Origin of the sequence: Streptomyces sp. NBC_00554 (genome assembly GCF_041431135.1) — a bacterium.
Lineage (GTDB): Bacteria > Actinomycetota > Actinomycetes > Streptomycetales > Streptomycetaceae > Streptomyces.
In genome coordinates this window covers 2,046,209-2,072,470 of the sequence record NZ_CP107799.1, presented here as the reverse complement: position 1 = coordinate 2,072,470, position 26,262 = coordinate 2,046,209, and the positions used below count along the sequence as shown (strand labels likewise).

The 26,262-nt window shown below is 70.8% G+C and carries 19 protein-coding genes; 8 read left to right on the top strand and 11 right to left on the bottom strand.

Annotated elements, in window-relative coordinates; genetic code table 11:
- Positions 1 to 26 precede the first annotated feature (26 nt).
- Complete coding sequence (locus OG266_RS09155; RefSeq protein WP_371544422.1) at positions 27 to 698, top strand: response regulator; 672 nt, start codon at positions 27 to 29, stop codon at positions 696 to 698.
- A 218-nt stretch (positions 699 to 916) separates the two neighbouring features.
- Here OG266_RS09155 and OG266_RS09150 read toward each other — a convergent pair whose 3' ends face one another.
- On the bottom strand, positions 917 to 5,203 hold the full coding sequence (locus tag OG266_RS09150; protein WP_371544420.1) for a S8 family serine peptidase: 4,287 nt from the start codon (positions 5,201 to 5,203) through the stop codon (positions 917 to 919).
- 91 nt (positions 5,204 to 5,294) lie between these two features.
- On the opposite strand from OG266_RS09150, the gene OG266_RS09145 reads away from it, so the two are divergent.
- Positions 5,295 to 6,266, top strand: coding sequence for a helix-turn-helix domain-containing protein (locus OG266_RS09145; protein WP_371544419.1), 972 nt, complete (start codon positions 5,295 to 5,297; stop codon positions 6,264 to 6,266).
- A gap of 53 nt (positions 6,267 to 6,319) precedes the next feature.
- Here OG266_RS09145 and OG266_RS09140 read toward each other — a convergent pair whose 3' ends face one another.
- On the bottom strand, positions 6,320 to 7,471 hold the full coding sequence (locus OG266_RS09140; RefSeq protein ID WP_371544417.1) for a magnesium and cobalt transport protein CorA: 1,152 nt from the start codon (positions 7,469 to 7,471) through the stop codon (positions 6,320 to 6,322).
- A 225-nt stretch (positions 7,472 to 7,696) separates the two neighbouring features.
- Between OG266_RS09140 and OG266_RS09135 the strand changes: the two genes are divergently transcribed.
- Positions 7,697 to 8,803, top strand: coding sequence for a winged helix DNA-binding domain-containing protein (locus OG266_RS09135; RefSeq protein ID WP_371544415.1), 1,107 nt, complete (start codon positions 7,697 to 7,699; stop codon positions 8,801 to 8,803).
- An 82-nt stretch (positions 8,804 to 8,885) separates the two neighbouring features.
- Here OG266_RS09135 and OG266_RS09130 read toward each other — a convergent pair whose 3' ends face one another.
- The 4 genes from OG266_RS09130 to OG266_RS09115 form a co-directional block, all read right to left on the bottom strand.
- Positions 8,886 to 9,530 (bottom strand): LysE family translocator, encoded by a 645-nt coding sequence (locus OG266_RS09130; RefSeq protein WP_371544413.1) that lies wholly within the window; start codon positions 9,528 to 9,530, stop codon positions 8,886 to 8,888.
- A 227-nt stretch (positions 9,531 to 9,757) separates the two neighbouring features.
- Entirely contained in the window at positions 9,758 to 10,546 is a 789-nt protein-coding gene (locus OG266_RS09125; RefSeq protein WP_326719826.1) for a serine protease, read from the bottom strand.
- Between the two features lie 263 nt (positions 10,547 to 10,809).
- Positions 10,810 to 13,647 carry an AAA family ATPase gene (locus OG266_RS09120; protein ID WP_371544409.1) on the bottom strand — a complete coding sequence of 946 codons (2,838 nt, stop codon included), beginning with the start codon at positions 13,645 to 13,647 and terminating at the stop codon, positions 10,810 to 10,812.
- A gap of 163 nt (positions 13,648 to 13,810) precedes the next feature.
- Complete coding sequence (locus OG266_RS09115) at positions 13,811 to 14,650, bottom strand: response regulator transcription factor (RefSeq protein ID WP_371544406.1); 840 nt, start codon at positions 14,648 to 14,650, stop codon at positions 13,811 to 13,813.
- A gap of 104 nt (positions 14,651 to 14,754) precedes the next feature.
- Here OG266_RS09115 and OG266_RS09110 point away from each other — a divergent pair, with 104 nt between their 5' ends.
- The gene (locus OG266_RS09110; protein ID WP_371544403.1) at positions 14,755 to 16,434 is read left to right on the top strand and encodes an AMP-binding protein; all 1,680 of its coding nucleotides are present in this window, start codon (positions 14,755 to 14,757) and stop codon (positions 16,432 to 16,434) included.
- The gene (locus tag OG266_RS09105) at positions 16,431 to 18,038 is read left to right on the top strand and encodes an AMP-binding protein (protein WP_371544401.1); all 1,608 of its coding nucleotides are present in this window, start codon (positions 16,431 to 16,433) and stop codon (positions 18,036 to 18,038) included. Before OG266_RS09110 ends, OG266_RS09105 begins: the two co-directional genes overlap by 4 nt.
- A 24-nt stretch (positions 18,039 to 18,062) precedes the next feature.
- Here OG266_RS09105 and OG266_RS09100 read toward each other — a convergent pair whose 3' ends face one another.
- Positions 18,063 to 18,905 (bottom strand): hypothetical protein, encoded by an 843-nt coding sequence (locus tag OG266_RS09100; RefSeq protein ID WP_371544398.1) that lies wholly within the window; start codon positions 18,903 to 18,905, stop codon positions 18,063 to 18,065.
- 275 nt (positions 18,906 to 19,180) lie between these two features.
- On the opposite strand from OG266_RS09100, the gene gcl reads away from it, so the two are divergent.
- The gene (gcl, locus tag OG266_RS09095) at positions 19,181 to 20,965 is read left to right on the top strand and encodes a glyoxylate carboligase (protein ID WP_329544788.1); all 1,785 of its coding nucleotides are present in this window, start codon (positions 19,181 to 19,183) and stop codon (positions 20,963 to 20,965) included.
- Positions 20,966 to 21,281: 316 nt separating this feature from the next.
- Here the strand turns inward: gcl and OG266_RS09090 are convergent, their stop codons facing one another.
- The 4 genes from OG266_RS09090 to OG266_RS09075 all read right to left on the bottom strand — a co-directional run bounded on the left by OG266_RS09090 (position 21,282) and on the right by OG266_RS09075 (position 25,394).
- The gene (locus tag OG266_RS09090; RefSeq protein WP_266473714.1) at positions 21,282 to 21,512 is read right to left on the bottom strand and encodes a hypothetical protein; all 231 of its coding nucleotides are present in this window, start codon (positions 21,510 to 21,512) and stop codon (positions 21,282 to 21,284) included.
- A 432-nt stretch (positions 21,513 to 21,944) separates the two neighbouring features.
- A complete protein-coding gene (locus OG266_RS09085; RefSeq protein ID WP_371544395.1) occupies positions 21,945 to 23,402 on the bottom strand; it encodes a catalase in 1,458 nt (485 codons plus the stop codon).
- 214 nt (positions 23,403 to 23,616) lie between these two features.
- On the bottom strand, positions 23,617 to 24,510 hold the full coding sequence (locus OG266_RS09080) for a 2-hydroxy-3-oxopropionate reductase (protein ID WP_371544392.1): 894 nt from the start codon (positions 24,508 to 24,510) through the stop codon (positions 23,617 to 23,619).
- A gap of 44 nt (positions 24,511 to 24,554) precedes the next feature.
- Entirely contained in the window at positions 24,555 to 25,394 is an 840-nt protein-coding gene (locus OG266_RS09075) for a TIM barrel protein (protein ID WP_326719817.1), read from the bottom strand.
- Between the two features lie 162 nt (positions 25,395 to 25,556).
- Between OG266_RS09075 and OG266_RS09070 the strand changes: the two genes are divergently transcribed.
- Both OG266_RS09070 and OG266_RS09065 read left to right on the top strand, forming a co-directional pair.
- A complete protein-coding gene (locus OG266_RS09070; RefSeq protein ID WP_371544389.1) occupies positions 25,557 to 25,808 on the top strand; it encodes a hypothetical protein in 252 nt (83 codons plus the stop codon).
- A complete protein-coding gene (locus OG266_RS09065; protein ID WP_266473707.1) occupies positions 25,805 to 26,173 on the top strand; it encodes a helix-turn-helix domain-containing protein in 369 nt (122 codons plus the stop codon). The genes OG266_RS09070 and OG266_RS09065 overlap by 4 nt, the downstream gene beginning before the upstream one ends.
- The last annotated feature ends 89 nt before the right edge of the window (positions 26,174 to 26,262 follow it).

Here is a 26,262-nt window from a genome sequence, read left to right as displayed (position 1 = left end):
GGAGAGCCGGGGAGCGTGCTCCCCGCGTGCTCATCGCCGACGACCAGACGCTGATCAGGACCGGCTTCCGGCTGATCCTGAACGCCCGCGGCATCGAGGTCGTGGGCGAGGCGGCCGACGGCGTGGAGGCGGTCGCGGCGGCACGCGAACTCCTCCCGGACGTCGTGCTGATGGACATCCGCATGCCGAACATGGACGGGCTTGAGGCCACCCGCCGGATTCTGGCGCAGGCCCCGGACTGCCGGGTCCTCATGCTGACGACCTTCGACCTGGACCGCTATGTGTACGCCGCGCTGGCGCTAGGAGCCAGCGGCTTCCTCCTGAAGGACGTCACCCCCGAACACCTCGCGGCGGCCGTACGCCTGGTCGACACCGGCGACGCCCTGCTGGCCCCGTCGATCACCCGCCGCCTGGTGGAGCGCTTCGCCTCGGACACCGCCCGCCCACCCGCCGTGCACGCCGACCTCACGGCCCTCACCCCCCGCGAGCTGGAGGTCCTCACCCTGCTGGGCCGCGGCCTCTCCAACACGGAGCTGGCCGCGGAACTGACCCTGAGCGAGGCGACGGTGAAGTCCCACGTGGCCCGGATCTTCGCCAAACTGACCCTCCGCGACCGCTCCCAGGCCGTGGTGCTCGCGTACGAGACGGGGCTGGTGAAGGCGGGGGACACGGGCGGGAGCACTCACCGGGGCGCGTGAAACGGACGTCCGATTCACCGGCCCGCTTCCCCGCCTGAACCACGCACTACACCCCGCTCACCTGCGCTTATCAGGTACCGCTTCTTCTCTCCGGCCTGATCCGCCGGACAGACCCTAGGGAGATCGCCGACATCTGAGCGACGTCCAAGCCCGTGCCGATGGTGCGGTCGCCGTGCTGTACGGCGACCGCACCTGCCCGGAGTGCGACGGGCCGAACCTCAGTCGTCTAGCTCCAGACGGTGGACGCCGCCCTGGTCGACACCGGCGAACAGGTACCGCCCGTCGGGCGAGGCCGCCAGGGACAGCACGTCCGTGTTCGGCATGCCGCGGGAGATGTTCTGCCAGGTCAGACCGCCGTCGGTGGAGCGCAGTACGCCCCGGCCGCCGGTGGGGGTGAAGTCCATCCAGCGTTGGTTGGTGCCCGCGTAGAGGGTGTCTCCGACCTGGAGCAGGTCGGAGACGCTGATCCGCAGGGCGCCGGTGTCGGCCTTGGTGAACGTATGGCCGCCGTCCTTGCTGATCCGGATCGCCTGTCCACCGGTGATCATGGCGTGGTCGGTGAACTGGATGGCGTGCACCTCGGCCTCGGAGACCTGGGTCGTGGTGGCCCCGAAGTCGTCCGAGTAGGACAGGCCCCACCAGCCGCCGAACCAGACACGGCCCGGCTTGTCGGGGTCCGCCACGATGGTGTCGTAGTACTGCCCGTGGTTGAAGGTCTTCCAGTGGGCGCCACCGTCGGTGGTGGTGTAGACACCGGCGGCGTTGGAGGACTTGAACGAGATCATCATCCGGTCCGGGTTCGCCGGGTCGACCAGGAACGCGGTGCCGTTGGCGTCACGCACGCTGACGTCCGACCAGGTCCTGCCCGCGTCCGTGGTCTTCTGCAGCACCACGTTGTACAGGTAGTTGACCACCTGCCAGCCGGTCTTCGGGTCCTGCTCCGAGGGCTGGAACCCGACGACGTCGGTGCCGGTCGTGCCCTCGCGGTCAGCCGGCCCCCACTCGGGGCTCGCGGCGGGCACAGTGGTGCGGTACGTACCCACCGAGGTGCCGGCCAGCAGCTGGTTGCCGAAAGTCGCCAGCGCGGGCACGGACTCGCCCTGCACACCGAGCCGGCGGTAGCCGCCGTCCGGGGTGGAGCGGAAGAGGCCGGCGGCGCCGGAGCCGATGGTGTACGAGCCGTCGGCCCAGCGGTCGAAGTCGTAGACCACCGAACCGTCTACGGGCTGCTCGACCGTGGTCCAGGTCCGGCCGCCGTCGCGGCTGATGGCGCCGGTGCCGGTCAGGTCGTCCTGGTAGATGTCGCGACCTGAGACGTCGAAGAGACCGCTGTAGGTGCGGCTGGTCTTCTCGACGGTACGGCCGCCGTCCCGGCTCACGTACAGGCCCGAGTTCTGGCCCTGCACCTTCATGGCGAGCAGCGATCCGTCGACGTCGAAGCCGCCGAGGATCTGCTGGCCCGGGGTGACCGTGAACACCTTCACCGCGGGCTTGGGGTCACCGGTGACGAAGTCGCGGATCACCCAGATCGCCTGGCCGGCCCAGAGGTACAGGTCGTCGCCGCCGATGGCGCTCTTGGCGAGGAAGCCCGTGACACCCGAGAGGTCCACCGGCGCCCAGGAGGCGCCGCGGTCCCGGCTGACGAAGTGCTCACCGGTGTAGTCCGACGTGGCGAGCAGCACCCGTGTCCGAGCGTCCGCGGTCAGCTCGGTGATGGGCGACGGCGGGCCGTCGATCCGCTCCCAGCTGCGGCCGCTGTCCTCCGTGCGCATCAGCACACTGCCCGACGGGGACGCGGACGGGTGCGGGCTGAGCACGGCCTCCCACCAGCGGTTCGGGTTGCGGGAGTCGATGACGAGGGACGGCTCGGTCTGGGCGTTGCTGACGGGAGTGTGGCCCCGCTGCTGCCAGGTCCTGCCGCTGTCGGTGGTGACCCAAGCGCCCGGCCGGGTGCCCTGCGTCATCACGGCCTGCTTCGGCGCGCCCGGGGCCAACTGGGTGGTGCCCACGGCGCTGTTCGGGCCGACCGCCTTCCAGCGCTTGGCCTTGGAGGAGGTGAGAGTCACCTCGAAGGCGCCGGTGCCGGACTGGCGCATCCCGGCGTCCGTGGTGGCGCGGCCGGCCATCTTGTACACCCCGGAGGCGAGGCCGGTGAAGTCGGCCCGGTAGTAGTACGGGTCCGCCGTGGGCTGGGTCGCCTTGGTGTACGACTTGCCCTTGGGCGGGGTGACCGTCAGCACCGGCGGCGCGGTGAGCGGCGTCGGGCTGTAGACGTAGACCGTGGTGGAGCCGTCGTTGGAGGGGTCCTCGGCCGCGTCGACGTACAGCGGGATCGCCGTCATCAGATACGGGACGGTGAGCTTTTGGCCCTCCTCGGGCGTGACGGTGACACGGCCGCTCAGGTAGTTGCTCGCGTAGTCCGTGACGTCGGGCCGGTCGCGCTCCACGGTGAGCGTGACGGTCGCGGTGCCGCCCGCCGGGATGTCGACGTGGTCCGGGGAGACCTTGGCGGGACCGGTGACGGTCACCTTGCCGCTGACCGGCGTGCTGTCGGTGTTGTGCAGGGTGATCACACGGCTGCCGGTGACCTTCGGCTGGTCCATGTGCGGCAGCCCGAAGGAGACCGTGGCGGGGGAGGCGTACAGCCTGGTCGCCGCCGCGGCGGCGGTGTCGAGCCGGCCGCTGCCCTGCGACTGCATGTCGGGGCCGGCGAGCGTCTTGGCGGAGCCGATCATCTCGGCGCCCAGCTCAGCCGCGGTGCGGTCCGGGTGGAGCTGCCGCAGCAGCGCGGCGGAGCCCGCCGCCAGCGGGGAGGCCATCGAGGTGCCGGACATCCGCTGGTAGCCCTCGGGCACCAGGGCCTTGGGCACCGAGGAGAGGACCTCGACGCCGGGGGCGACGATCTCGGGCTTCAGACCGAGGTTCTCGGTGTCCGGGCCACGGGAGGAGAACGAGGCCATCTCGTCCGTGGAGTCGCGGCTGTCGAGCACCACCTCGCCGCCGGACTCGGCCAGCGCGGCGAGCTGCGCGCCCGCCTCGGGGTCCACGCCGGCCAGGACCAGCTTGTCCATGCGCAGCGCATCGCCGGACTCGGTGGGCGTGGCGCCGAGCAGCGCCTCGCCCTTCACGCTCGCCGCACGGTCGAGCGTGGTGGGCGCCGTCTGCTCGCGCTGCGCCTGGAGGGGGTTCGTGCGGCTCTTGTCGCCCAGGACGACCGGGCCGCCGCCTCCGCCGACGCCACCGACCAGCGCCACGGCGCCGCGGCTCTCGGCCTCGCGCCAGGTCGTCATCTCCTCGGACCAGACGTCGTACGGGTTCACGGCCGGCGGGATCGCGTACAGCACGATCTTGCCGGTGACGTCGCCCGCCTTCTCCCACTCCTCCGGAGTGCCCATGCCGATGTTGACCACACCGGCGGTCACCGGCGCGGCGGGCGGGTTGGCGGAGCGGCCGCCGCGGTAGCTCTGCAGGGTGTCGCCCGCGACCTTGAGCACGGGCAGCCGGATGCCGCTGGTGGAGGCGCCGACGGCGATGACGCCGGGGGCCGCGGCCGGGGAGCCGACCGTCCAGTCGCCCGGGCCGGAGTTGCCGGCCGAGGCGAAGACCTGGGTGCCGCCGGCGACGGCGGCGGACGCGGCACGGGACAGCGGGTCGCTCGCGGTGCCGGCGCTGTTGCCGAGGCTCATGTTGATGATGTCGGCGCGGTGCGGGTTCGCCGGGTCGACCGCGGCCTCGATGGCCGCGATGATGCCGGAGTCGTCGCCGCTGCCGTCGGCGCCGAGCACCTTGTACGCCAGCAGCTCGGCGTCCGGCGCGGCGCCGGTGACGCCGCCCTCGGCGGCCGCCTTGCCGGCGATGATGCCCGCGACGTGGGTGCCGTGGCTCTGGTCGTCCATCGGGTCGGCGTCGTTGTTGACGAAGTCGTAGCCGCCGACGACCTTGTGGCCCTCGCCGAAGCCGCCGCCCAGATCGGGGTGGGTGTAGTCGACGCCGGTGTCGATCACGGCGACGGTGACGCCCTTGCCGGTGGCCTTGGCGCCGCTGGGGTCCTCCTGGGCCCACACGGCCGGGTTGCCCACGACCTCGTTGGCGTCGGTGTCCATGGCGTGCGAGGTGCCGGCGGGGCTGACGGACTTCACGCCCGGCAGCTTCCGCAGCTCCGCCAGGTCGTCGGCGCCGACGGTCATGGTCACGGCGTTGAGCAGAAGGGTGTGCCGGCGTACGGACTTGGCGGTGATTCCGGCGTCCTTCGCCTCGGCCAGGAAGTCGTCATGCCTGCCGGTCAGCTTCTTGCGCTCGGCCGTCACGTCCGCGGCCTTCGCGTTCTTCGCGGAGCCGGGCGCGGCCTCGAGCGCCGCGGCACCCTCGAGCTCGACGATGACCCGTTGTGTGCCGTGGCTCGCGGGCTCAGAGGCGGCGATGGCAGGCGGGACCGATGTGAGCAGTCCGCCGAGCACCGCGGCCACCAGGCCTATGTGCACGGTTCTTCGGTGTGAGTGACCCATAGGCGGTACCTAATGCGGCCCGGTCCGGATAGGGCAACGATTCCCTGTGGCCCATTGCTGCCGCTGGCACAGGTGGGCCACGATGGCCCGCATGTCCCAGGAGCTGGCGGCCGTCGGTATCGACGCCTTCGACGAGCAGGTCTACCGCGCGCTGCTCGCCCGGCAGGCGGCCGCGCCCACGGAGCTGGCGAGCGAGCTCGGCACGTCATCGGAGCGGGTGGCGCGGGCACTTGACCGGATGCACGACCGCGGGCTGGTCGGGCGGCTGTCCGGCACCCGGCGGCGCTATGCGGCCATCGACCCGCAGCATGCCGTGGAAGCGCTGATTCAGGAGCGCACGGTCGAACTCGGCCGGGTTCGGTCGGCAGCCGGAGAGCTGGCCGGGCTCTTCGAGGCCGCTCGGCGCGGCGACGCCAAGGAGGTCGAGATCGTCTCCGGCCGGGAGGCGCTGGGCCGCTGGTTCGTACGGCTGCAGCAGGAGGCGAAGCAGGAGGTCCGCACCCTGGACCGGCCGCCCTACGCGCTGACCACCGCCAATCCGGTGGAGGAGGCGGCGATGCGCGGCGGGTTGACGTATCGCGCGGTGTACGCCCCGGAGGCGCTGGAGTGGCCGGGGGTGCTGGACGACATCCGGCGGCTGGTGGACCGGGGGGAGCAGGCACGGGTGCTGCCAGGGCTGCGGATCAAGCTGGCGATCGCGGACGACGTACTGGCGCTGATGCCTCTGTCGCTGGATCTGACGGATGTGCGGGCGGCGGTGATCCGGCCGTCGTCGCTGCTCGACGCGCTGACGGACTACTGGCGGCTGTGCTGGACACTGGCGACTCCGCTGCTCGCGCCGCCGGAGCCGGCGGGACTCGGCGAGGAGTCCGCGGAACCCGGCGAGGAGGACCGGCTGCTGCTCGCTCTGCTGGTCAGCGGGTTGAAGGACGAGGCGATAGCGCGCCAACTGGGCTGGTCGGTACGGACCATGAGACGCCGGATGAGCCGTCTGCACGACCAGCTGGGCGCCGCGAACCGCTTCCAGGCGGGGGCCATCGCGGCCCGGCGGGGCTGGATCTGAACTGCCTCACCTGGGCTGCTACTCCTCGCAGCGGCGCCTCTCACGGCGACTGCTCAGAGCCAGTCCTTCCGCTTGAAGATGACGTACAAACTGGTGCATACGACCGCCATCAGGATGATGGCGAAGGGGTACCCGAGCTCCCAGTGCAACTCCGGCATCCGATCGAAGTTCATGCCGTAGATCGTCCCGACCAGCGTCGGGGCGAAGAGGATGGCCGCCCAGGACGAGATCTTCTTGATCTCCTCGTTCTGTTCGAAACCCGCCTCCGCCAACGCGCGCATTTCGGCGTTCTGTTGCTGGGTGACGAGGGTCGCGTTGACGGTGAGGATGTCGGTGAGGGCCTGGCGGAAGCCGTCGACGCGTTCGCTGGTGTGGGTGACGTGGTCGGCGACGTCGCGGAGGTAGCGCTGGAGTTCCTCGTCGGTGCGGTACTTGGCGAAGCCGGCCATGAGGGCGTGCAGCATGCCGACCAGCGGGCGGGTGGCGCGCTGGAACTCGACCATTTCCCGGGAGAGTTCGTAGATACGGCGGGACACCGCGGGGTCGCCGCGGAAGACCTCGGTCTCGATCTCGTCGATGTCGGTCTGGACGCCGGTCACGACGGGGACGTAGCCGTCGACCACGGAGTCGAGGATCGCGTAGAGGACGGCCTCCGGGCCGAGCTTCAGGAGCTCCGGGGTGTCCTCCATGCGGCGGCGCACCGCCGAGAGGTCCGGTGCCGCGCCGTGCCGGACCGTGATCACGAAGTCGGGGCCCACGAACACGTGCAGCTCCCCGAAGTCGACCTCCTCCAGCGCGTCCAGATAGCGCGCGGCACTCAGAACGACGAAGAGCGTCTCGCCGTAGCGCTCCAGCTTCGGACGCTGATGCGCCTCCATCGCGTCCTCGACGGCGAGCGGGTGCAGGTCGAACTCGGCGGCCAGGGAGAGGAGTTCGGCTTCCGTCGGGCGGGCCAGGCCGATCCACGCCATGCCGTCCGGCTGCTCGCGCAGCTCGCGGAAGGTGTCGGCCAGGGATTCCGGGGTCGAGACGCGTACGCCGTCACGGTAGAGCGCCGCCTGTACGACGCTGCCGGCGTCGGTGGGTTCCGGCGAAGGCGGGTCGGGGCGGGGCGCGGGGGGCGGTGCGGCCGGTGGGGTGAGGGCGCGTCGCCAGCCGGATTTCCTGGCGCCCTGCGCGGCTGGGCGGGCGCGTCGCTCGGACATCGCGGCTGCCTCCCCTGTCGTCTGTCGTCGCCTGGAGCATGAACCATGAACGTGGAGCATGAAGCACGAATGCGGTCGAACGTACGTCTCTGCGATCACCGAGCAGGATATACGGGTCAAATGTCCTCGGCGCGGGGGTGTGGCACCGCCGGGGCAGGGATTCCCGAGGAATGAGGACAGAAATGAGGACAGAACCTGTCCGCAAGTCCCGCTAACGTGCGGAGCATGACGAAGAAGACCTCCGCGGCACCCGTGCTCGGCACCCGCGCCCTCAACCGCGCGACCCTCGCCCGGCAGCTCCTCCTGCGCCGGTCCGACCTCGGTGCCAAGGAGGCCGTCGAGCACCTCCTCGGCCTTCAGGCGCAGAACGTCAAGCCGCCGTACTATGCGCTCGCCGCCCGGCTGGAGGGCTTCACCCCGGAGGCGTTGTCGCAGCTCATGGCCGACCGGGAGGTCGTACGCCTCGTCACCATGCGCTCCACCATCCACACCCACACCGCCGACGACGCCCTCAACCTGCGCCCGCTGGTGCAGGCCGCGCGCGACCGGGAACTCAACCAGTTCCGCAAGGGGCTCGACGGCGTCGACCTGGACCGGCTCGCCTCGATCAGCCGTGAGCTGGTGGAGGCCGAGCCGCGCACCATGAAGCAGTTGCGTGAGGCGCTGCTCGTCGAGTGGCCCGACGCCGATCCGTTCGCGCTCTCGGTCGCCGCCCGCTGCAGGCTGCCGCTCGTCCAGGTCACCCCGCGTGGCCTGTGGGGCCGGAGCGGCCAGGTCACGCTCACCACCGCCGAGCACTGGCTCGACCGCCCGTCCGATCCGGCGCCCGCCCCCGACGCGACCGTCCTGCGCTACCTGGCCGCCTTCGGGCCCGCCTCCGTCAAGGACATGCAGACCTGGGCCGGACTGACTCGGCTGCGTGACGCCTTCGAACGGCTCAGGCCCCAGCTGGTCACCTTCCGCGACGAGAACGGCGTCGAGCTCTTCGACCTCCCCGACGCGCCCCGCCCGGACGCCGACACCCCGGCCCCGCCGCGCTTCCTCCCCGAGTTCGACAACCTGCTCCTCTCGCACGCCGACCGCACCCGGATGGGGTCCGCCGACCTCAAGGGCCGGACGTGGAAGGGCAACCAGGCGTACTGCGTGCTGCTCGTCGACGGTTTCCTGGCGGGCGTTTGGCGGCAGGAGGAGGAAGTCCTCACGATCGAGCTCTTCGGGACTCTGACGAACTCCCAGCGGAAGGAGGTCGTGGAGGAGGCCGAGCGGACGATCGAGATGATGAACGGCTCGTCGTCCTCCTGGGACATCCGCTTCGGGACGGTCGTCAAGTAGGGCTCAGCCCTGGCCCGTTCACCGATGGGCCACGTCCCAGCCCGTCACCAGTGGGCGTCGTCCCGGCCACTCACCGCTGGGCTCAGTCCCGCCCCGTCACCGCGACCGTAACCCCCAGCCCGATCATCGCGCACCCGCCCGTGCCCCCGATCAGCGACAGCCGTCGGTCCGAGCGGGCGAACCAGGTGCGGGCCGCCGAGGCCGTCAGACCCCACAGGGTGTCCGTGACGAGGCCGATGGAGATCGGGACCAGGCCCAGCAGCAGCATCTGCAGGGGGAGTCGGCCCGCCGAGTGGTCCACGAACTGGGGGAGTACCGCGGCGAAGAAGACGATGCCCTTGGGGTTGGTGACGCCGACCAGTACGCCGTCGAGGACCGTGCGGAGATCTCCGCGGGCCGGGGAGGTGTCCCGGGTCGTGATCGCCGAGGCGTTCAGCTCCTTGCGGTGCCGGAACGCCTGTACGCCGAGGAACACGAGGTACGCGGCGCCGGCCAGCTTCACGGCCAGGTAGATCGTCACCGAGCGTTCGACCAGCGAACCGATACCGACGGCGACCGCGACGACAAGGAGGTACGAGCCGAAGACATTGCCGAGGGCCGTGGCCACCGCGGTGCGCCGGCCGTGCGCGAGCGCCCGCCCGATGACGAACAGCACGCTCGGCCCCGGGATGACGATCACCAGGAGCGACATCGCGGCGAAGGCGAGAAAACGGTCCGTGGACACCATGGAGGCCATTCAAACAGGCCGCCTGCGGCTGTGGTCAAGGAGAAGCAGGAGTCCGACGGACGTATGCCCGCCGGTGGTCGGGCCATTGGGGAAGCCGACCGCCGACGGGCAGGTAAATGGATAGGGAGCGTTGCGGGCCGCTCGTGGAGGCCCGCAACGCCCCCCGGCTTGCACCTGAGGGGTACTCAGGAGTTCATCGGTGACCGCGAGTTGGACTGTCGGTCGGGTTACGAGTTGACCTGCGTGGTCACCAGGCTGGAGAAGGTCGTCAGGCGGGTGTAGACACCCGGGTAGCCGGCCTCGGCGCAGCCTTCGCCCCAGGAGGTGATGCCTGCCAGGACGCCGCCGATGAGCAGCGGGCCGCCGCTGTCGCCCTGGCAGGTGTCGACGCCGCCGGAGGTGTATCCGGCGCAGACCATGTCGCTGGCGATGAAGTCGGAGCCGTACGAGCTCGCGCAGCTGGTGTTGGAGACGATCGGGACGGTCGCGGTCCGCAGCTGGTTGGAGGAGCTGCCGTTCGACGAGGTGGTGCCCCAGCCGATGATGCGGGCGGTGGCGCCGGTCGCGTACACGCTGGTCTGCGAGGAGGAGACGTACGACGCAGGGGTGTACGACATCGCCGTCGACAGGGTCAGTACGGCCACGTCGTCGCCGTTGGTGGCGTCCGTGTAGTCGGGGTTGACCCAGATCTTGCTGACTCTGCTGACGGTGCCGTTCGTGCCGTTGAGGTACGTACGGCCGCCGACGACGCGGACGCTGCTGGTGGTTTCGCCGACCATACAGTGGGCGGCGGTGACGACCTTCGTGGCCGAGACCAGGGTGCCGCCGCAGAACTGGTTCTGCGAGGCGTCCGTGATCTGCATCATGAACGGGTACGCGGTCGTGGTGGTCGTCGAGCCGCCGACGATGGGCTGGGGAGCGGCGACGGCACTGGGCGCGCCGAGCAGTGCCGTGGCTGCGGCAGCGGTCGCCACACAGGCGGCGGCGGTCTTCTTGGCGCGGTTGAGCCCGAACATGGATCTCCTCGGAAGTTGCCGGTGGGGGGACGCGCGGGTGTGGGGGGTGCTGCACGGCGCCGGCGGGCCGGTGCCGTGTGCCCGGGCGAGCGGCACTGGGATCAGGCTAGGAGCTGCAGCCCTCCACCCCCAATGAGGGAAGCCCCTAGGGGAGTTGGGGGAGGGATAACCCTTGCTGTGCGGCGGCTGGGTTTAGCTTGTGATTCCGTCCGGTTGGTCCCGTACCCGGGGCTCTGCCCTTCCACCTCGGGTACGACGGAACGTCAGCCCGGCCGGTGCCCGACCGCCAGCCGGACTATGTCCACCCGCGAGCGGATCCCCAACTTCCGGTACACCCGCGTAAGTGTGGCCTCCACCGTCTTCACGCTGATGAACAGGCGCGCGGCGATCTCACGGTTCGTGGCGCCCTCCATGACGAGCGCGGCGACCTGCCGTTCCGTCGAGGCGAGGCTGTCGAGGGCGGCGGAGGCGAGACTGTCGAGCGCGGCGGACGTGAGGGGCGACGGGGCCGCGTGGGCCGCGGAGGCCGCCTCGACCTGGCGCAGCCACGGCAGGGCGCGGCAGCGGCGGAACAGCCGGGTCGCCTCGTCGTACGAAGTGGGACCGGGCCGCAGGGTGCGCAGCCCGGCGAGGGCGTACGCGGCCCGCGCCTCCTCGAGGCCGTAGCCCAGCTTGCCGAGCCGGTCCTGAGCAGCCGTCAACTGCCGGGTGGCCGGGCCCTGTTCGCCGCGTGCGGCGCGTACGAGGGCCTCGGCGCGGTCGAGCACGGCGAGCACGCTCTCCCGGCCGAGCCGCAGCGCCCGCTCCCGCGTCGCGTCGATGACGTCCTGCGCCTCCACCGGTTCGCCGATCCGCACCAGCGCCTCGGCGAGATCCCCGTGCCAGCGGCCCCGGGCGGGATCGGTGACCCCGAGGCCCTCCTCCAACTCCCGTACGCGCCGCAGGGACTGGACCGTCGCCGATGCGTCCCCCGCCACGAGCTGGGCGTGGCCGAGGGCGCCGAGGGCACGCGAGAGGTAGATCAGGTCGCCGTCCTCCTCCGCGCGGTCAACGGCCTCCCGGGCCAGTGCGAGCGCCCGGTCCACGTCGCCGCCCGCGGCCTCGGCGAGCGAGGTGAACATCGCGGTGGCCGCCTCGCCGATTCCGGTGTCGCGGGCGAGGCGCAGGCTCTCGCGGGCGAGGTCGAGGGCCCGGCCGCAGTGTCCGGAGCGCAGCTCGGTCTCGGCGAGGCCGCGCAGGAAGTGCACCTCGCTCTCGACCATCCCGCGCCGCCGCACCTCGCGCAGCAGCGCGGTGATGGTCGTACGGGCCTCGGCGAGCTGGTCGCCCATGATCAGCCAGCGGAAGCGGGCGGCACCGGCGCCGTTGTGGTCGCACGCGACCCGGGGGTCCTGCGGCTCGCGCATCGCCCGCTGGATGGTCGCCGGGGCGCCCGGGTGCCCCATCAGGGTCTCCATCTGCGCCTGGAAGCCCAGCGCGAGGAGTTCGGTGGGCCGGTCCCCGGCACGGGCCGCGAGCCCCGCGGCGCGGGCGGCCTCCTCGCGGGCCTTGGCCATCTCGCCCTCCATCAGCAGGGCGCGCCAGGCCAGTTGGTAGCGGACGAGGGCGAGCAGCCGCGGGTTGTCGCCCGCGTCCGCGAGCGCCTGCGGGAAGACGGCGTCGATCTCGGCCATGGAATGCCCGGCCGCGTCGATGACGACCATCCAGGCCCGCACCCGGTCGGCGGGCGCGGTGGCACGAGCCAGTACCTGGCGTGCGATGTCCCGCGCGAGGTCCGTCTCGCCGGCCGTGAGCGCGTCCTCGGCGGCCTGGAGTCTGCGCTCGTCGGGTCCTGGTACGGCGTCCGCCGGGGTGTGCCGGGCCGCCAGCAGCCCGAGGCCCGCGGCGACCGAGGGCGCGCCGCGGTCCCGGGCCGCCGCCGCGGCCTCGCCGAGCCGGGCGGCGACGCCCGGGTCCGTACCCGTGGCGGCCAGGGCGAGGTGCCGGGCCCGCTCGATGGGATCGGAGGCGGCCGTGGACAGCGCGGCATGGGCGGCGCGCCGCTCCTGCGCGGTCGCCTCCGCGTAGAGGGCGGCGGAGACGAGGGGGTGTGCGAACCGGATGACCGGAGAGGCCTCGCGCTCCGTCGCCAGCAGGCCGAGCGCGGCCGCCGAGGCCGTCTCCGCCTCGGCGTTCTCGCGCCCCGCGGCGTGCAGCAGCGCCAGCGTGGGCCGGGCTCCCGCGCTCGCCACGAGCAGGGTGCGGCGGGCCTCGGCGGACAGCATCTCAAGGCGGCTGAGGACGAGTGCGCTCAACGAGGTCGGCACCGGCAGGGGTTCGCCGGGGCTCGGCGGGGTCGGGCTCTCGGCGAGGGCGCGGCCCAACTCCAGTGCGAAGAGCGGGTTGCCGCCGCTGGTGCGGTGGATGTCCCGCACGATCGAGCGGGGCAGGCCGGTGTAGCCGCGCTGGCCGAGGAGTTCGGCGACCTGCGCCCGGGTGAGCGGGTTGAGCCGCACGGCCAGGGTGTCCGGAGGGGACGCGCGTAGATATCGGTCGTGCTGCTGCCCCGGCGGTTCCGTCTCGGTGCGTACGGCGCACAGCATCCGTACCGGCATGCCGCCGAGCCGGCGGGCGGCGAAGCCGAGCAGTTCGGCGCTGGCCGGGTCGAGCCACTGCAGGTCGTCGGCGACGATCAGTACGGGGCCCTGGGCGGCCAGGGACCGGAACACCGACAGGACCGCGAGCCGCAGTGCGAGCCCGTCGCGCTGCAGGGTGGATTCGCCGCGGCCGGTGAGCGCCGATTCCAGGGCGGTGCGCTGCGGGGCGGGCAGGTGCCCGGAGACCTCGTCCACGACCAGACCGAGGAGGTCGGTCAGTGCGAGGAAGGGGAGGTGGGATTCGGACTCGGTGGCCGAGCAGTGCAACACAGTTCGTGCAGATTCGGTGTATTCCGCTGCCAACGCCCGCAGGACGGTCGACTTTCCTATTCCCGCGGGGCCGTGCACGAGCACACTCCCGCCGCCGGAGAGCTGATCACGCGCCCCGGCGAAGAGCTCCTCCCGGCCGATGACCAGGTCGGGGCGGGGTCTCGCAGGTTCCTTGAAGTCCCCTCGCACGGTCACCGCTCCCCTCGTGTGTCGTGTCCTGACCAATATTAGGCAATGTCTCTTTGAATTAAGGGCGGTCGGGATGGTGAGGGAAATAACAAGCCTTCGGTATAAGGCATTTCAGAGCGCTCCCGATTGAATGAGAAATCGCCAGAAACGCCCGACGGGCCCCGACGGGCTACGGCAACAGCCCCGCCCGTCGCGCCGCGACAACCGCCTCCCACCGGGTGTGGGCGCCCAGCTTGCGCATGGCCGACCGCAGGTATCCCTTCACGGTCTCCGGGCGCAGCCCGAGCCGCTCCGCGGCGCCAGAGTTCGTCGCGCCGGCCGCGACACAGGCGAGCACGTCCACCTCGCGCGGTGCCAGGCCCACGTCATGGGGGCCGGGCCCCGGCGACACCGCCTCGGCCAGCCGCCCGCAGACGGAGAGGAGTTCGCCCCGCAGCGCGGGGTCGAGAATCCGCGGAGCCAGCGCGCGCAGCGCCCCGTGGGCCTCGCGCACCTCCTCCCACGCGGCGTCCCCCACCCCGGGTCCCGGCTCCCGCGCGACGGCAAGCAGCTCCCGCACCTCGTCCCGTACGACGAGCGCCTGCTCCACGTCCCGGGCCGCCGCCACCGCCGCGCCGAGCGTGCGGTCACCCAGCGGCTGGGCCGTGCGCAGGGCGCCGTACAGCACACCGCGCACCCGGCGTCGTACGACGACAGGGACCGCGAGGACGGAGTGCAGCCCCTCCGTGGCGACCGCCACGTCGTACTCGTGGCTGATCTGCCGCGAGGCCGAGTAGTCGGTCACCGCGCACGGCCGGGCCAGCGCCACCGCCTTGCCGCCCAGGCCGTTGCCCGACGACACCGCGAGCGCGCTGAGCGCGGCCGTCGCCGTACCGCTGAGCTGGCTGATGCGCACCTGCCGGCGCCCGGAATCGACCAGGCCGCCGAAGGCGACCGGCAGTCCTGTCGTGCGCCGCAGCCGTACCAGCGCACCACGCATCTCCACCGCCTCGGCTGTGTCTGCTGTCACCTGCTCGCCCCTTCATCGCGGCGCACCCCCGTTCGGGGGTGGTGAGACCTGCATCACGGAATACACGATGTTAGGCGGCGACGGTCCGGCGACGAGGAGGACACATGACGGTGACGACGAGCGCGACGGACCAGTTCCGTGCCGCGCGGGACTTCCTGCTGGCACACCGCGAGGACTACGCCACGGCCTACGAGGGCTTCGACTGGCCCCGCCCGGAGCGCTTCAACTGGGCACTCGACTGGTTCGACGTCATCGCACGCGGCAACGACCGCACCGCCCTGCACATCGTCGAGGAGGACGGTCTCAGCACCCGCTTCTCCTTCGCGGAGCTGTCCGCCCGCTCCGACCGGACCGCGAACTGGTTGCGGGGACACGGCGTGCGGGCGGAGGACCGCATCCTCGTCATGCTCGGCAACCAGGTCGAACTGTGGGAGATCGCCCTCGCCGCGATGAAGCTGAGGGCAGTGGTGATCCCCGCGACACCTCTGCTCGGCCCGCTGGACCTGCGCGACCGCATCGAGCGGGGCAGGGCCCGTCATGTGATCGTGCGGCCGGAGGACACGGCCAAGTTCGACGAGGTGCCCGGCGACTACACACGGATCGTCGTGGACGGCGGCGCCACCGGCTGGCTGTCGTACGACGATGTCCAGAGCGCCCCCGAGACCTTCGAGCCCGACGGTGTCACCCACGCGGACGACCCGCTGATGCTCTACTTCACCTCCGGTACGACGGCCCGCCCCAAACTCGTCGAGCACACCCATGTCTCCTACCCGGTCGGGCACCTGGCGACCATGTACTGGATCGGGCTCGAGCCCGGCGACGTGCACCTGAACATCTCCTCGCCCGGCTGGGCCAAGCACGCCTGGTCCAACCTCTTCGCGCCCTGGAGCGCGGAGGCGACCGTCTTCATCCACAACTACACGCGCTTCGACGCGGCCCGGCTGATGGCGGAGATGGACCGGGCGGGCGTCACCACCTTCTGCGCCCCGCCCACCGTCTGGCGCATGCTCATCCAGGCCGACCTGTCCCAGCTGCGGACCCCGCCGCGCGAGGCGGTCGCGGCGGGGGAGCCCCTGAACCCCGAGGTCATCGAACAGGTGCGGCGCGCCTGGGGCGTCAACATCCGGGACGGTTTCGGGCAGACGGAGACCGCGGTCCAGGTCTCCAACAGCCCCGGGCAGCCGCTGAAGACGGGCTCGATGGGGCGGCCGAGCCCCGGGTTCCGCGTCGAACTGCTCGACCCGGTGTCCGGCGCGCCGGGCGCCGACGAGGGCGAGATCTCGCTCGACCTGTCGCTGCAGCCCGTGGGCCTGATGACCGGCTACCACGGCGACCCCGACCTCACCGCCGAGGCCATGGCGGGCGGCTACTACCGCACCGGTGACATCGGTTCGCGCGACGCGGACGGCTACATCACCTACGTCGGCCGCTCGGACGACGTGTTCAAGGCCTCCGACTACAAGATCTCGCCCTTCGAGCTGGAGAGCGCGCTCCTGGAACACGAGGCGGTGGCCGAGGCGGCCGTCGTGCCCGCGCCGGACGAGCTGCGCCTCGCGGTGCCCAAGGCGTACGTCGTTCTTGCCGCGGGCTGGGAGCCGGGCCCCGACACCGCCAAGGTCCTCTTCGAGCACTCCCGCACGGTCCTCGCCCCGTACAAGCGCCTGCGCCGACTGGAGTTCGGCGAACTCCCCAAGACCGTGTCCGGCAAGATCCGCCGCATCGAGCTGCGCGAGGCCACGGCCGCGGGCTCGGACGCCGAGTACCGCGAGGAGGACTTCCGGTGACTGAGCCGTCGTACGCGCAGGGCACGAGCGCGACCGCGCTGCTGGGGGACACGATCGGGGCGAATCTGGACCGGGCGGTCGAGGCCTGGCCCGACCGGGAGGCGCTCGTCGACGTACCGTCCGGGCGGCGCTGGACCTATGCCCAATTCGCCGCCGATGTCGACCGGTTGGCGTGCGCGCTGCTCGCCGGTGGGGTGGCCAAGGGCGACCGCGTCGGCATCTGGGCGGTCAACTGCCCGGAGTGGGTGCTCGTCCAGTACGCCACCGCCCGCATCGGCGCGGTCATGGTGAACATCAACCCGGCCTACCGCACCCACGAGGTCGAGTACGTCCTCAACCAGGCCGGGATCTCGCTGCTGTTCGCCTCACTCAGCCACAAGTCGAGCGACTACCGGGCGATGGTCGAGCAAGTGCGGGGCGCGTGCCCGCAGTTGAGGGAGACCGTGTACTTCGGCGACCCCAGCTGGGACACGCTGGTCGGCCGCGGCGCCCCCGAACTCTCCGAGGCCCTACGGACCCGCGCGAGCGAGCTGTCCTGCGAGGACCCGATCAACATCCAGTACACCTCGGGCACGACGGGCTTCCCCAAAGGGGCCACGCTCTCCCACCACAACATCCTCAACAACGGGTTCTTCGTGGGCGAGTTGATCGCCTACTCCGAGCAGGACCGGGTCTGCATCCCCGTGCCCTTCTACCACTGCTTCGGCATGGTGATGGGCAACCTCGCGGCGACCTCGCACGGCGCGTGCATGGTCATTCCCGCGCCCTCCTTCGACCCGGCGGCGACCCTGCGCGCCGTCCAGGAGGAACGCTGTACGTCCCTCTACGGCGTACCCACCATGTTCATCGCGGAGCTGAACCTCGCCGACTTCGCGACGTACGACCTGTCCTCGCTGCGCACCGGCATCATGGCGGGCTCGCCCTGCCCCGTCGAGGTGATGAAGCGGGTGGTCGCCGAGATGCACATGGCGGAGGTGTCCATCTGCTACGGCATGACGGAGACCTCGCCGGTGTCCCTGCAGACCCGCAGGGACGACGACCTGGAGCACCGCACCGGCACGGTCGGCCGGGTCCTTCCGCACATCGAGGTGCAGGTGGTCGACCCGGCGGACGGGGCGACCCTGCCACGCGGCTCGGCGGGCGAACTGTGCACCCGCGGCTACAGCGTGATGCTCGGCTACTGGAACGAGCCCGAGAAGACCGCGGAGGCCGTCGACGCGGAGCGCTGGATGCACACCGGCGACCTCGCCGTGATGCGCGAGGACGGGTACGTCGAGATCGTCGGACGCATCAAGGACATGATCATCCGGGGCGGCGAGAACATCTACCCCCGCGAGATCGAGGAGTTCCTGTACGCCCATCCGAAGATCGCCGACGTCCAGGTGGTCGGAGTGCCCCATGAGCGCTACGGCGAGGAGGTGCTCGCCTGTGTCATCCCGCGAGACCTGGCCGACCCGCCGACGCTGGAGGAGCTGCGGGCCTTCTGTGAGGGGCGGCTGGCGCACTACAAGATCCCGAGCCGGCTGCGGATCCTGGAGTCCTTCCCGATGACGGTGTCGGGGAAGGTGCGGAAGATCGAGCTGCGGGAGTCGTACGCGGAGTAGGTACGGCGTGCGGTACCGCGATGGTCAGGCCCCGTCGGCCATGAGCTCGTCGGCGGGGCTGTTCACGGGCTGCGGAGTTCCCGTGAGGTCCAGGACGAAGAGCGGGACGCCGAGGCTGTCGGCGCGGGCCCGGGCGTCGTCCGCGAAGCCCGAGAGGGAGAAGTAGACGCATCCCGCGGACTCCGACATCGCCGTCAGCCACAGGCACTCCACGTCGCGCAGCGAGGCGGGGCGGACCGTGGGGTCCACCTGGGCCAGGATCCCGCGGGCCGCAAGGCCGATCCCCGACGGGGGCCGCTGGTCGGCCCGCCTGATGTCCCGGTAGCCGAGCCAGCGCAGGTACAGCGCGGCGGCCGTGACGGCGTCCCGGGCGGTGCGGATGGTGACCGGCTGGAACGCCGGGCGGGGTTCCGGCGAGGTGACGTCCGAGGGCTGGGGGCGGGTGTCGGGGATGGCCGGGTGCGGGCGCGTGTCCGGGGCGGCTCCGGCCCCGGTGTCCTCGTCCGTGTCGTGATTCGCCTCGCCGACGGCGCCCGGCGCGAGCTGCGCGCGCTGCGGTCGCCGTACCCCTCGTACCGGAATACGCAGCGCCGTCCCGCAGGAGCAGCCCAGCTCCGGAGCGGGCCACTGGTCCTCGCGGTCGCAGGACTCGCAGCGGACCGTGACCCAGTGCTCGTCCCAGGTGCGCCGGCTGACCGGTGCCGGTTCCGCGAGGCGGTCGAGCGGGGGTGTGACGGGGGCGCCGCACACGCACGGGTAGGTCGGCGCCGCGTACAGATGCTCGCGGCGGCAGGCCGGGCACCGCACCGGCACACTCTCGGCCATGACCCACTCCAGGACGTCGTCACGTCGGGACAGCGCGTCCATAGTCCTCCAGGGAGAGGGCCTCCGACAGGGAAACGGTTCGACAGCCCCCGCCGGATTCCGCTTCTCACCCTCTCCATGGACCTTCGGTGGATCCCGCCCCTACCCACTCTTGACGCCCCTCGGCACCCCCGCCTACATTGCTTCCAGATAGTAGAAGTTAGTTTCCGCAATACGGAATTCGGACAGGGAGACCGCTGCGGAACCGTGAACGGATTCACCAGCTCTCCGCGGGCGCGACGGGAGCGCGAATCCGACAGCCGAAGCAGGAGTACTCCATGGCTCGTATGACCGCTGCCCGCGCGGCAGTCGAGATCCTCAAGCGCGAGGGCGTCAGCAACGCGTTCGGCGTCCCGGGCGCGGCGATCAACCCCTTCTACGCGGCCCTCCAGGCAGCCGGCGGGATCAACCACACCCTCGCCCGCCATGTCGAGGGTGCCTCGCACATGGCGGAGGGCTACACCCGGACCCACCCGGGCAACATCGGCGTCTGCATCGGTACCTCGGGACCGGCGGGCACCGACATGATCACCGGGCTGTACTCGGCCACCGGCGACTCGATCCCGATCCTCTGCATCACCGGCCAGGCTCCGACCGCCGTGATCCACAAAGAGGACTTCCAGGCCGTCGACATCGCCTCCATCGCCAAGCCGGTGACGAAGATGGCGATCACCGTCCTCGAACCGGCCCAGGTCCCCGGCGTCTTCCAGCAGGCCTTCCACCTGATGCGCTCGGGGCGTCCGGGCCCGGTCCTCATCGACCTGCCCATCGACGTCCAGCTCGCCGAGATCGAGTTCGACCCGGAGACGTACGAGCCGCTCCAGGCGTACAAGCCCGCCGCCACCCGCGCCCAGATCGAGAAGGCGATCGGGCTGCTGAACGAGTCCGAGCGGCCGCTGATCGTCGCCGGCGGCGGTGTCATCAACGCCGATGCCTCCGAACTCCTCGTCGAGTTCGCCGAGTTGACGGGCATCCCGGTCGTGCCGACCCTCATGGGCTGGGGCATCCTCCCCGACGACCACGACCTGAACGCCGGCATGGTGGGCCTGCAGACCTCGCACCGGTACGGCAACGCCACCTTCCTGGAGTCCGACTTCGTCCTCGGCATCGGCAACCGCTGGGCCAACCGCCACACCGGCAAGCTGGACGTCTACACCGCGGGCCGCAAGTTCGTGCACGTCGACATCGAGCCCACCCAGATCGGCAAGATCTTCGCCCCGGACTACGGCATCGCCTCAGACGCCAAGGCCGCGCTGAAGCTGTTCGTCGAGGTCGCGCGCGAGCTCAAGGACGAGGGCAGGCTGCCGGACCGCAGCGAGTGGGCCGCCTCCGCGCAGGAGAAGCGGGCGACCCTCCAGCGCCGTACGCACTTCGACAACATCCCGATGAAGCCGCAGCGCGTCTACGAGGAGATGAACAAGGCCTTCGGCCCGGAGACCCGGTACGTCACCACGATCGGCCTCTCGCAGATCGCCGGCGCCCAGATGCTGCACGTCTACCGGCCGCGGCACTGGATCAACTGCGGCCAGGCGGGCCCGCTGGGCTGGACCATCCCGGCCGCGCTCGGTGTCGCCAAGGCCGACCCCGAGGCCCAGGTCGTCGCGCTCTCCGGCGACTACGACTTCCAGTTCATGCTGGAGGAACTGGCCGTCGGGGCCCAGCACAAGATCCCGTACGTCCATGTCCTGGTGAACAACGCCTACTTGGGCCTGATCCGCCAGGCGCAGATCGGCCTGGACATCAACTTCCAGGTCAACCTGGAGTTCGAGAACATCAACTCGCCGGAGCTGGGCGTCTACGGCGTCGACCACGTCAAGGTCGTCGAGGGCCTCGGCTGCAAGGCGATCCGCGTCACCGACCCCAGCGAGCTGGGCGCCGCGTTCGAGCAGGCCAAGAAGCTCGCCGCCGAGTTCCAGGTCCCCGTCGTCGTGGAGGCGATCCTGGAGCGCGTCACCAACATCGCGATGAGCAAGACGAACGACATCAGCGCGGTCGTCGAGTTCGAGGAGATCGCGACCGAGCCTGGCCACGCGCCCACCTCGATCAGGACGCTGAAGGTCTGATACGCGGGATCCGGTACGCGGGATCAGTACGCGGGATCAGGTACGCAGGATCCGGCAAGGGGCGGCTCACCCGAGGGTGAGCCGCCCCTTCCGCATGCCATGGGTTCCCCCGCCCATGGCGTCCCCCGCGCGAGGCCCGCCGCCCCCGTGCCGGCGGGCTCCGTGTGCTGAGAATGCGCCCTGAACCGGGGGGAGTTGAAGACCCGCGACAGTTACTCAGAGGTAGATTTGAGGGTTCCGTAGGACCCCTACGCACGGTGGCGTACGTACTGGGGGAGCCCTGGGGCCCAGGTGGCGAGTGGGGCGCCGGCAGGGCTCAGGGCTCGTGGTGCTCCGACAGCCCCGGCCAGTCGTCGGGGCCGCCGCCCTGCCAGTCGATGATGTCGCTCTCCTCGACCTCGATCTCGTCGAGGTCGACGTCCGCCCGGCGCAGGATGTCGACGACGTCCTCGAGGTGATAGGCGACACCGAGTGTCTCGTCCCCCGCGGTGACCCGCCGCGACCCGTCCAGACCCGGGGTGTGCACAACGATGCTGGGATAGTCCATGCCTTCAGGCTCCTGCGCGGAGCTGGAAACCGCACCCGGAGAAGCGGTGGAAACCGCACCCGGACAGCACGGCGGAGCGCCGGGTACGGGACCGTCCGTACCCGGCGCTCTGGACCGGTGATCTGTGAGGTTGTAGCCGTCCGACGGCGCGAGGCTGGGCGCGACAGGACATTCGCGCCGCCGGACGGAGTCTGTGGTCGTGCCGTGTGGCTGGGACCGCGGCGGATGCGATGGAACCGGGGCCGCCTTCCCTCAGGTCGAGAAGGGGGCCCTGGAACCTTCACCACCGCACTGGCTCGCACGCCGCCGCGGTCCTCGGCCTGCCCGCCTGCGGACCGTGTGACACCCCTCATCCGGGTTCACGGTCGCGGCGGGCGCGCGTCCGGTATCCGACCTCCCGTCAGATCCCGGACGCAGCCCTTGAGTTGAGGCTCAGTCCTCGCGCAGGGCGCGGACCGCCTCCGCCACGCGCCTGCCGTACTCCGGGTCGGCGGCGTGGAAGTGGGCGAGGTTCTTCTCGATCACGTCGTCACGGGAGACCTGCGAGAGGCCGCCGGCGATGTTCGCGATCAGACGGGACTTCTCCTCCGCGGACATCAGGCGGTACAGCTCGCCCGCCTGGAAGAAGTGGTCGTCCTTGGTGTGCAGAGGGGCCTCGTGCGTGCCCGTGTGGCCGTGCACCGCGATCGGCGCCGACAGCGGGCGGCCCGTCTCGGCCGGGCCGTCGTAGGAGTTCGGCTCGTAGTTCTTCGCGGCGCGGCCCTGCGCGTTGGAGGCCATGAAGCCGTCCCGGCCGTAGGTGTTCGCGACGGTCGCCTTCGGGGCGTTCACCGCGAGCAGCGTGTGGTTGACGCCCAGGCGGTAGCGGTGCGCGTCGGCGTACGCGAACAGGCGGCCCTGGAGCATCTTGTCCGGCGAGGGGCCGATGCCCGGCACGAAGTTGTTCGGGGAGAACGCGGCCTGCTCGACCTCGGCGAAGACGTTGTCGGGGTTGCGGTCCAGGACAAGGCGGCCCACGCGCTGCAGCGGGTAGTCCTGGTGCGGCCACACCTTGGTGAGGTCGAAGGGGTTGAAGCGGTACTCCGCCGCGTCCGCCGCGGGCATGATCTGGACGTGCAGCGTCCAGGACGGGTTGACGCCCCGCTCGATGGCCTGGAGCAGGTCCGTCTGGTGGGAGTTGGGGTCCTTGCCCGCGATCTCCGCGCCCTGCTCGCTCGACAGGCTGCGGATGCCCTGGTTCGTCTTGAAGTGGTACTTGACGAAGAAGGCCTCGCCCTCGGCGTTCGTCCACTGGTAGGTGTGCGAGCCGTAGCCGTTCATGTGGCGGTACGAGGCCGGGATGCCGCGGTCGCCCATCAGCCAGGTGATCTGGTGCGTCGCCTCGGGGGCGTGCGCCCAGAAGTCCCAGACGTTGTCCGGCTCCTGCTTGCCCGTGAACGGGTCGCGCTTCTGGGAGTGGATGAAGTCGGGGAACTTGATCGGGTCCTTGATGAAGAAGACCGGAGTGTTGTTCCCTACGAGGTCGTAGTTCCCTTCCTCCGTGTAGAACTTCAGCGCGAAACCGCGGGGGTCACGGACCGCGTCCGCGCCGCCCAGGTTGTCGGCCACCGTGGAGAAGCGCAGGAAGACCTCGGTGCGCTTGCCGACGGTGTTCAGGAAGTCGGCGTGGGTGAAGCCGGTGACGTCGTCGGTGACCTCGAAGTAGCCGTACGCCCCGGAGCCGCGGGCGTGCACCACGCGCTCCGGGATGCGCTCGCGGTTGAACCGGGCGAGCTTCTCCAGGAGGTGCTGGTCCTGGAGGAGCAGCGGGCCGCCTGCGCCGGCGGTGGCGGAGTTCTGGTTGTCGGCGACCGGAGCGCCGGACTCGGTCGTAAGCACGCGCTTCGACATCGTGACCTTCCGTACGAGAGGGCAGCGGGGCTAGTGGAAATCTTCTTCCGCTTGGTGGAGCTTCCGCTTCGTGGAGCCTAGGTTCGGGGCGAACCGGACGTCAACAGTTTGTTGAAGTCAAGGGTATGAATCCGGGCCACGGCGGCGCATGGGCGCGACAGGACAGGTGTCAGCGCCGCCGTGGCCCGGAAGTTTCGAAGATGTCGGCCTGGGCTCAGACCTGGGCGCCGGAGAGGCGCTCCACGGCCCGCAGCAGGGCCGAGTGGTCCAGGCCGCCGTCGCCCTGCGCGCGCAGGCTGGCGACGAGCTGGGCGACCACGGCGCCGACCGGGAGGGCCGCGCCGACATTGCGGGCGGCGTCCGTGACGATGCCCATGTCCTTGTGGTGCAGGTCGATGCGGAAGCCCGGCTTGAAGTCGCGGTTCAGGAAGTTGTCCTTCTTCCGCGTCAGCACGGTCGAGCCCGCGAGGCCGCCGTTGAGGACGTCGAGGGCGGCGCTCAGGTTCACGCCGGACTTCTCCAGGAAGACCACGGCCTCGGCGCACGCCTGGATGTTCACGGCGACGATCAGCTGGTTGGCGGCCTTCACGGTCTGGCCCGAGCCGTGCGGACCGCACAGCACGATGGTCTTGCCGAGGGCCTCGAAGACCGGCTCGGCCTCGTCGAAGTCGGCCTGCTCGCCGCCGACCATGATCGACAGCACCGCCTCGACGGCACCGGCCTCGCCACCCGACACGGGGGCGTCCAGGACGCGGATGCCCTTCTCCCTGGCGGCCTTCGCGAGGTCCACGGAGGTCTGCGGGGTGATGGACGACATGTCGATCAGGAGCGCGCCGGACCGCGCGTTCTCGAGGATGCCGTCGGGGCCGTACGCGATGGCCTCGACGTGCGGGGACGCGGGCACCATGGTGATCACCACGTCGGCGTCCCGCACGGCCTCGGCGATCGAGCCTGCCGCGGTGCCGCCGGCGCCGGCAAGGCGCTCCAGCTTGTCCTGCTCCAGGGTGAAGCCGGTGACGTCGTATCCGGCCTTGATCAGGTTCTCGGACATGGGGGAGCCCATGATGCCGAGACCGATCCATGCGACCTTGGGAAGATTGCTGCTCATGGGGGTGCCTCTCTGACTGCTGCGATACGTCGGTGGGTTGCCGCTCAGCGGGCGGCTCGGGCCGCTGCGGGCAGCCACTCGAAGGACTCGGCGCTCGGCCGGTCGCCCGGCTTGTACTCCAGGCCGACCCAGCCCTCGTAACCGGCCTTCTTCAGCTGGTCGAGGAGGTCTTCCAGGGGGAGCGAGCCGGTGCCCGGCGCGCCCCGGCCCGGGTTGTCGGCGATCTGCACATGGCCGGTCTTGGCCGCGTACTGCTCGATGACCGACGGCAGGTCCTCGCCGTTCATGGACAGGTGGTAGAGGTCCATGAGGAACTTGGCGTTGCCGAGGCCGGTGGCCTCGTTGACCTTGTCGACGATCTCGATGCCGGCCGGGGCGGTCACCAGCGGGTAGAGCGGCGACTCGGGCTTGTTGAGGGTCTCGATCAGCAGGATCGCGCCGATGCGGTCGGCCGCGCGGGCGGCCAGTACCAGGTTCTCCAGGGCGAGTTCGTCCTGCTCGGCCGGGTCCACGCCCTCGACGCGGTTGCCGTACAGCGCGTTGAGCGCCTTGCAGCCGAGGGACTGGGCGAAGTCCGCCGCCACATCGATGTTGGCGTGGAACTTCACCGACTCCTCGCCGGGGATCGACAGGGCGCCGCGGTCCGGGCCCGGCAGCTGCCCGGCGTAGAAGTTCAGGCCCGTGAGCTGCACGCCCGCGTCCTCGATCGCCTGCTTGAGCGCGTCGAGCTCGGACTGCTCAGGGGTGGGGGAGTCGACCCAGGGCCACCACAGCTCGACCGCCGTGAAGCCCGCCGCGGCGGCGGCCGCGGGACGCTCCAGGAGCGGGAGCTCCGTGAAGAGGATCGACAGGTTGACGTTGAAGCGCTGGTCCGCGAGTCCCATAGGGGTCGGCGCTCCCTTCCGTGTCGGCGATTCCGATGTGCTGACCGAACCGATTCCGTATGGTGGAAGTTCGTTTCTGCTTAATGGAAGATTGCCGTCGTGTGTCGCGGCTTGTCAAGAGGGGGCTGCCGGAAAATCGACACCGCGCAGTAGGTTGAGCGCGTGCGATTGAGAGTGGAGTTCACGACCGAGCCCTTCGACCTCGACGAGGCGCCCCCGCACGCGCTGGTCGCCCGTGAGGTCATCGAGGCGGCCGAGCTGGACGCCGTGGACGTCGGCCCGTTCGGCAACACCGCGGAGGGTGGCGCGGACGCGGTGCTCACCGCGGTCGACGCACTGCTGCGCAAGGCGCTGGCGGCGGGAGCCTCACGGGTCTCGCTCCAGGTGAACGTGGTCGGGGAGGGCGATAAGTGACCGGTTTCGGGGACGACCCCTTCGTTACGGCGGTCAAGCCGCTCGTCGATGCCATGGGTGGCGAGATGCTGCCGCTGGACCAGGCCGGCGCCGACGACGTCGTGCTGTCCTGGGAGGGCGCGGACGTCGTCGCCGTACGTCTGCCGCAGCTCGCCGACTCCCTCGACCACATACTGGCCGCTCTGGAGCGCAAGCGGGGCAAGCCGCTGGCCGACCTCGACCGCAAGGCCAAGCAGGAGGTCGTACGGATACTGGAGTCGCGCGGCGCCTTCTCCGTGCGGCACGGTGTGGAGACGGTGGCGAGCGCCCTCGGGGTGAGCCGCTTCACCGTCTACAACTATCTGAACCGGGAGAAGGACTCCTGACCTGGGGAAACGTCACCGGGCTCGCTGAAGGCGCGCCGGTTTGGACCCGCCGCCGTCCGGAGTGTCAGGGCGGCGGTTTTTGTTACCCG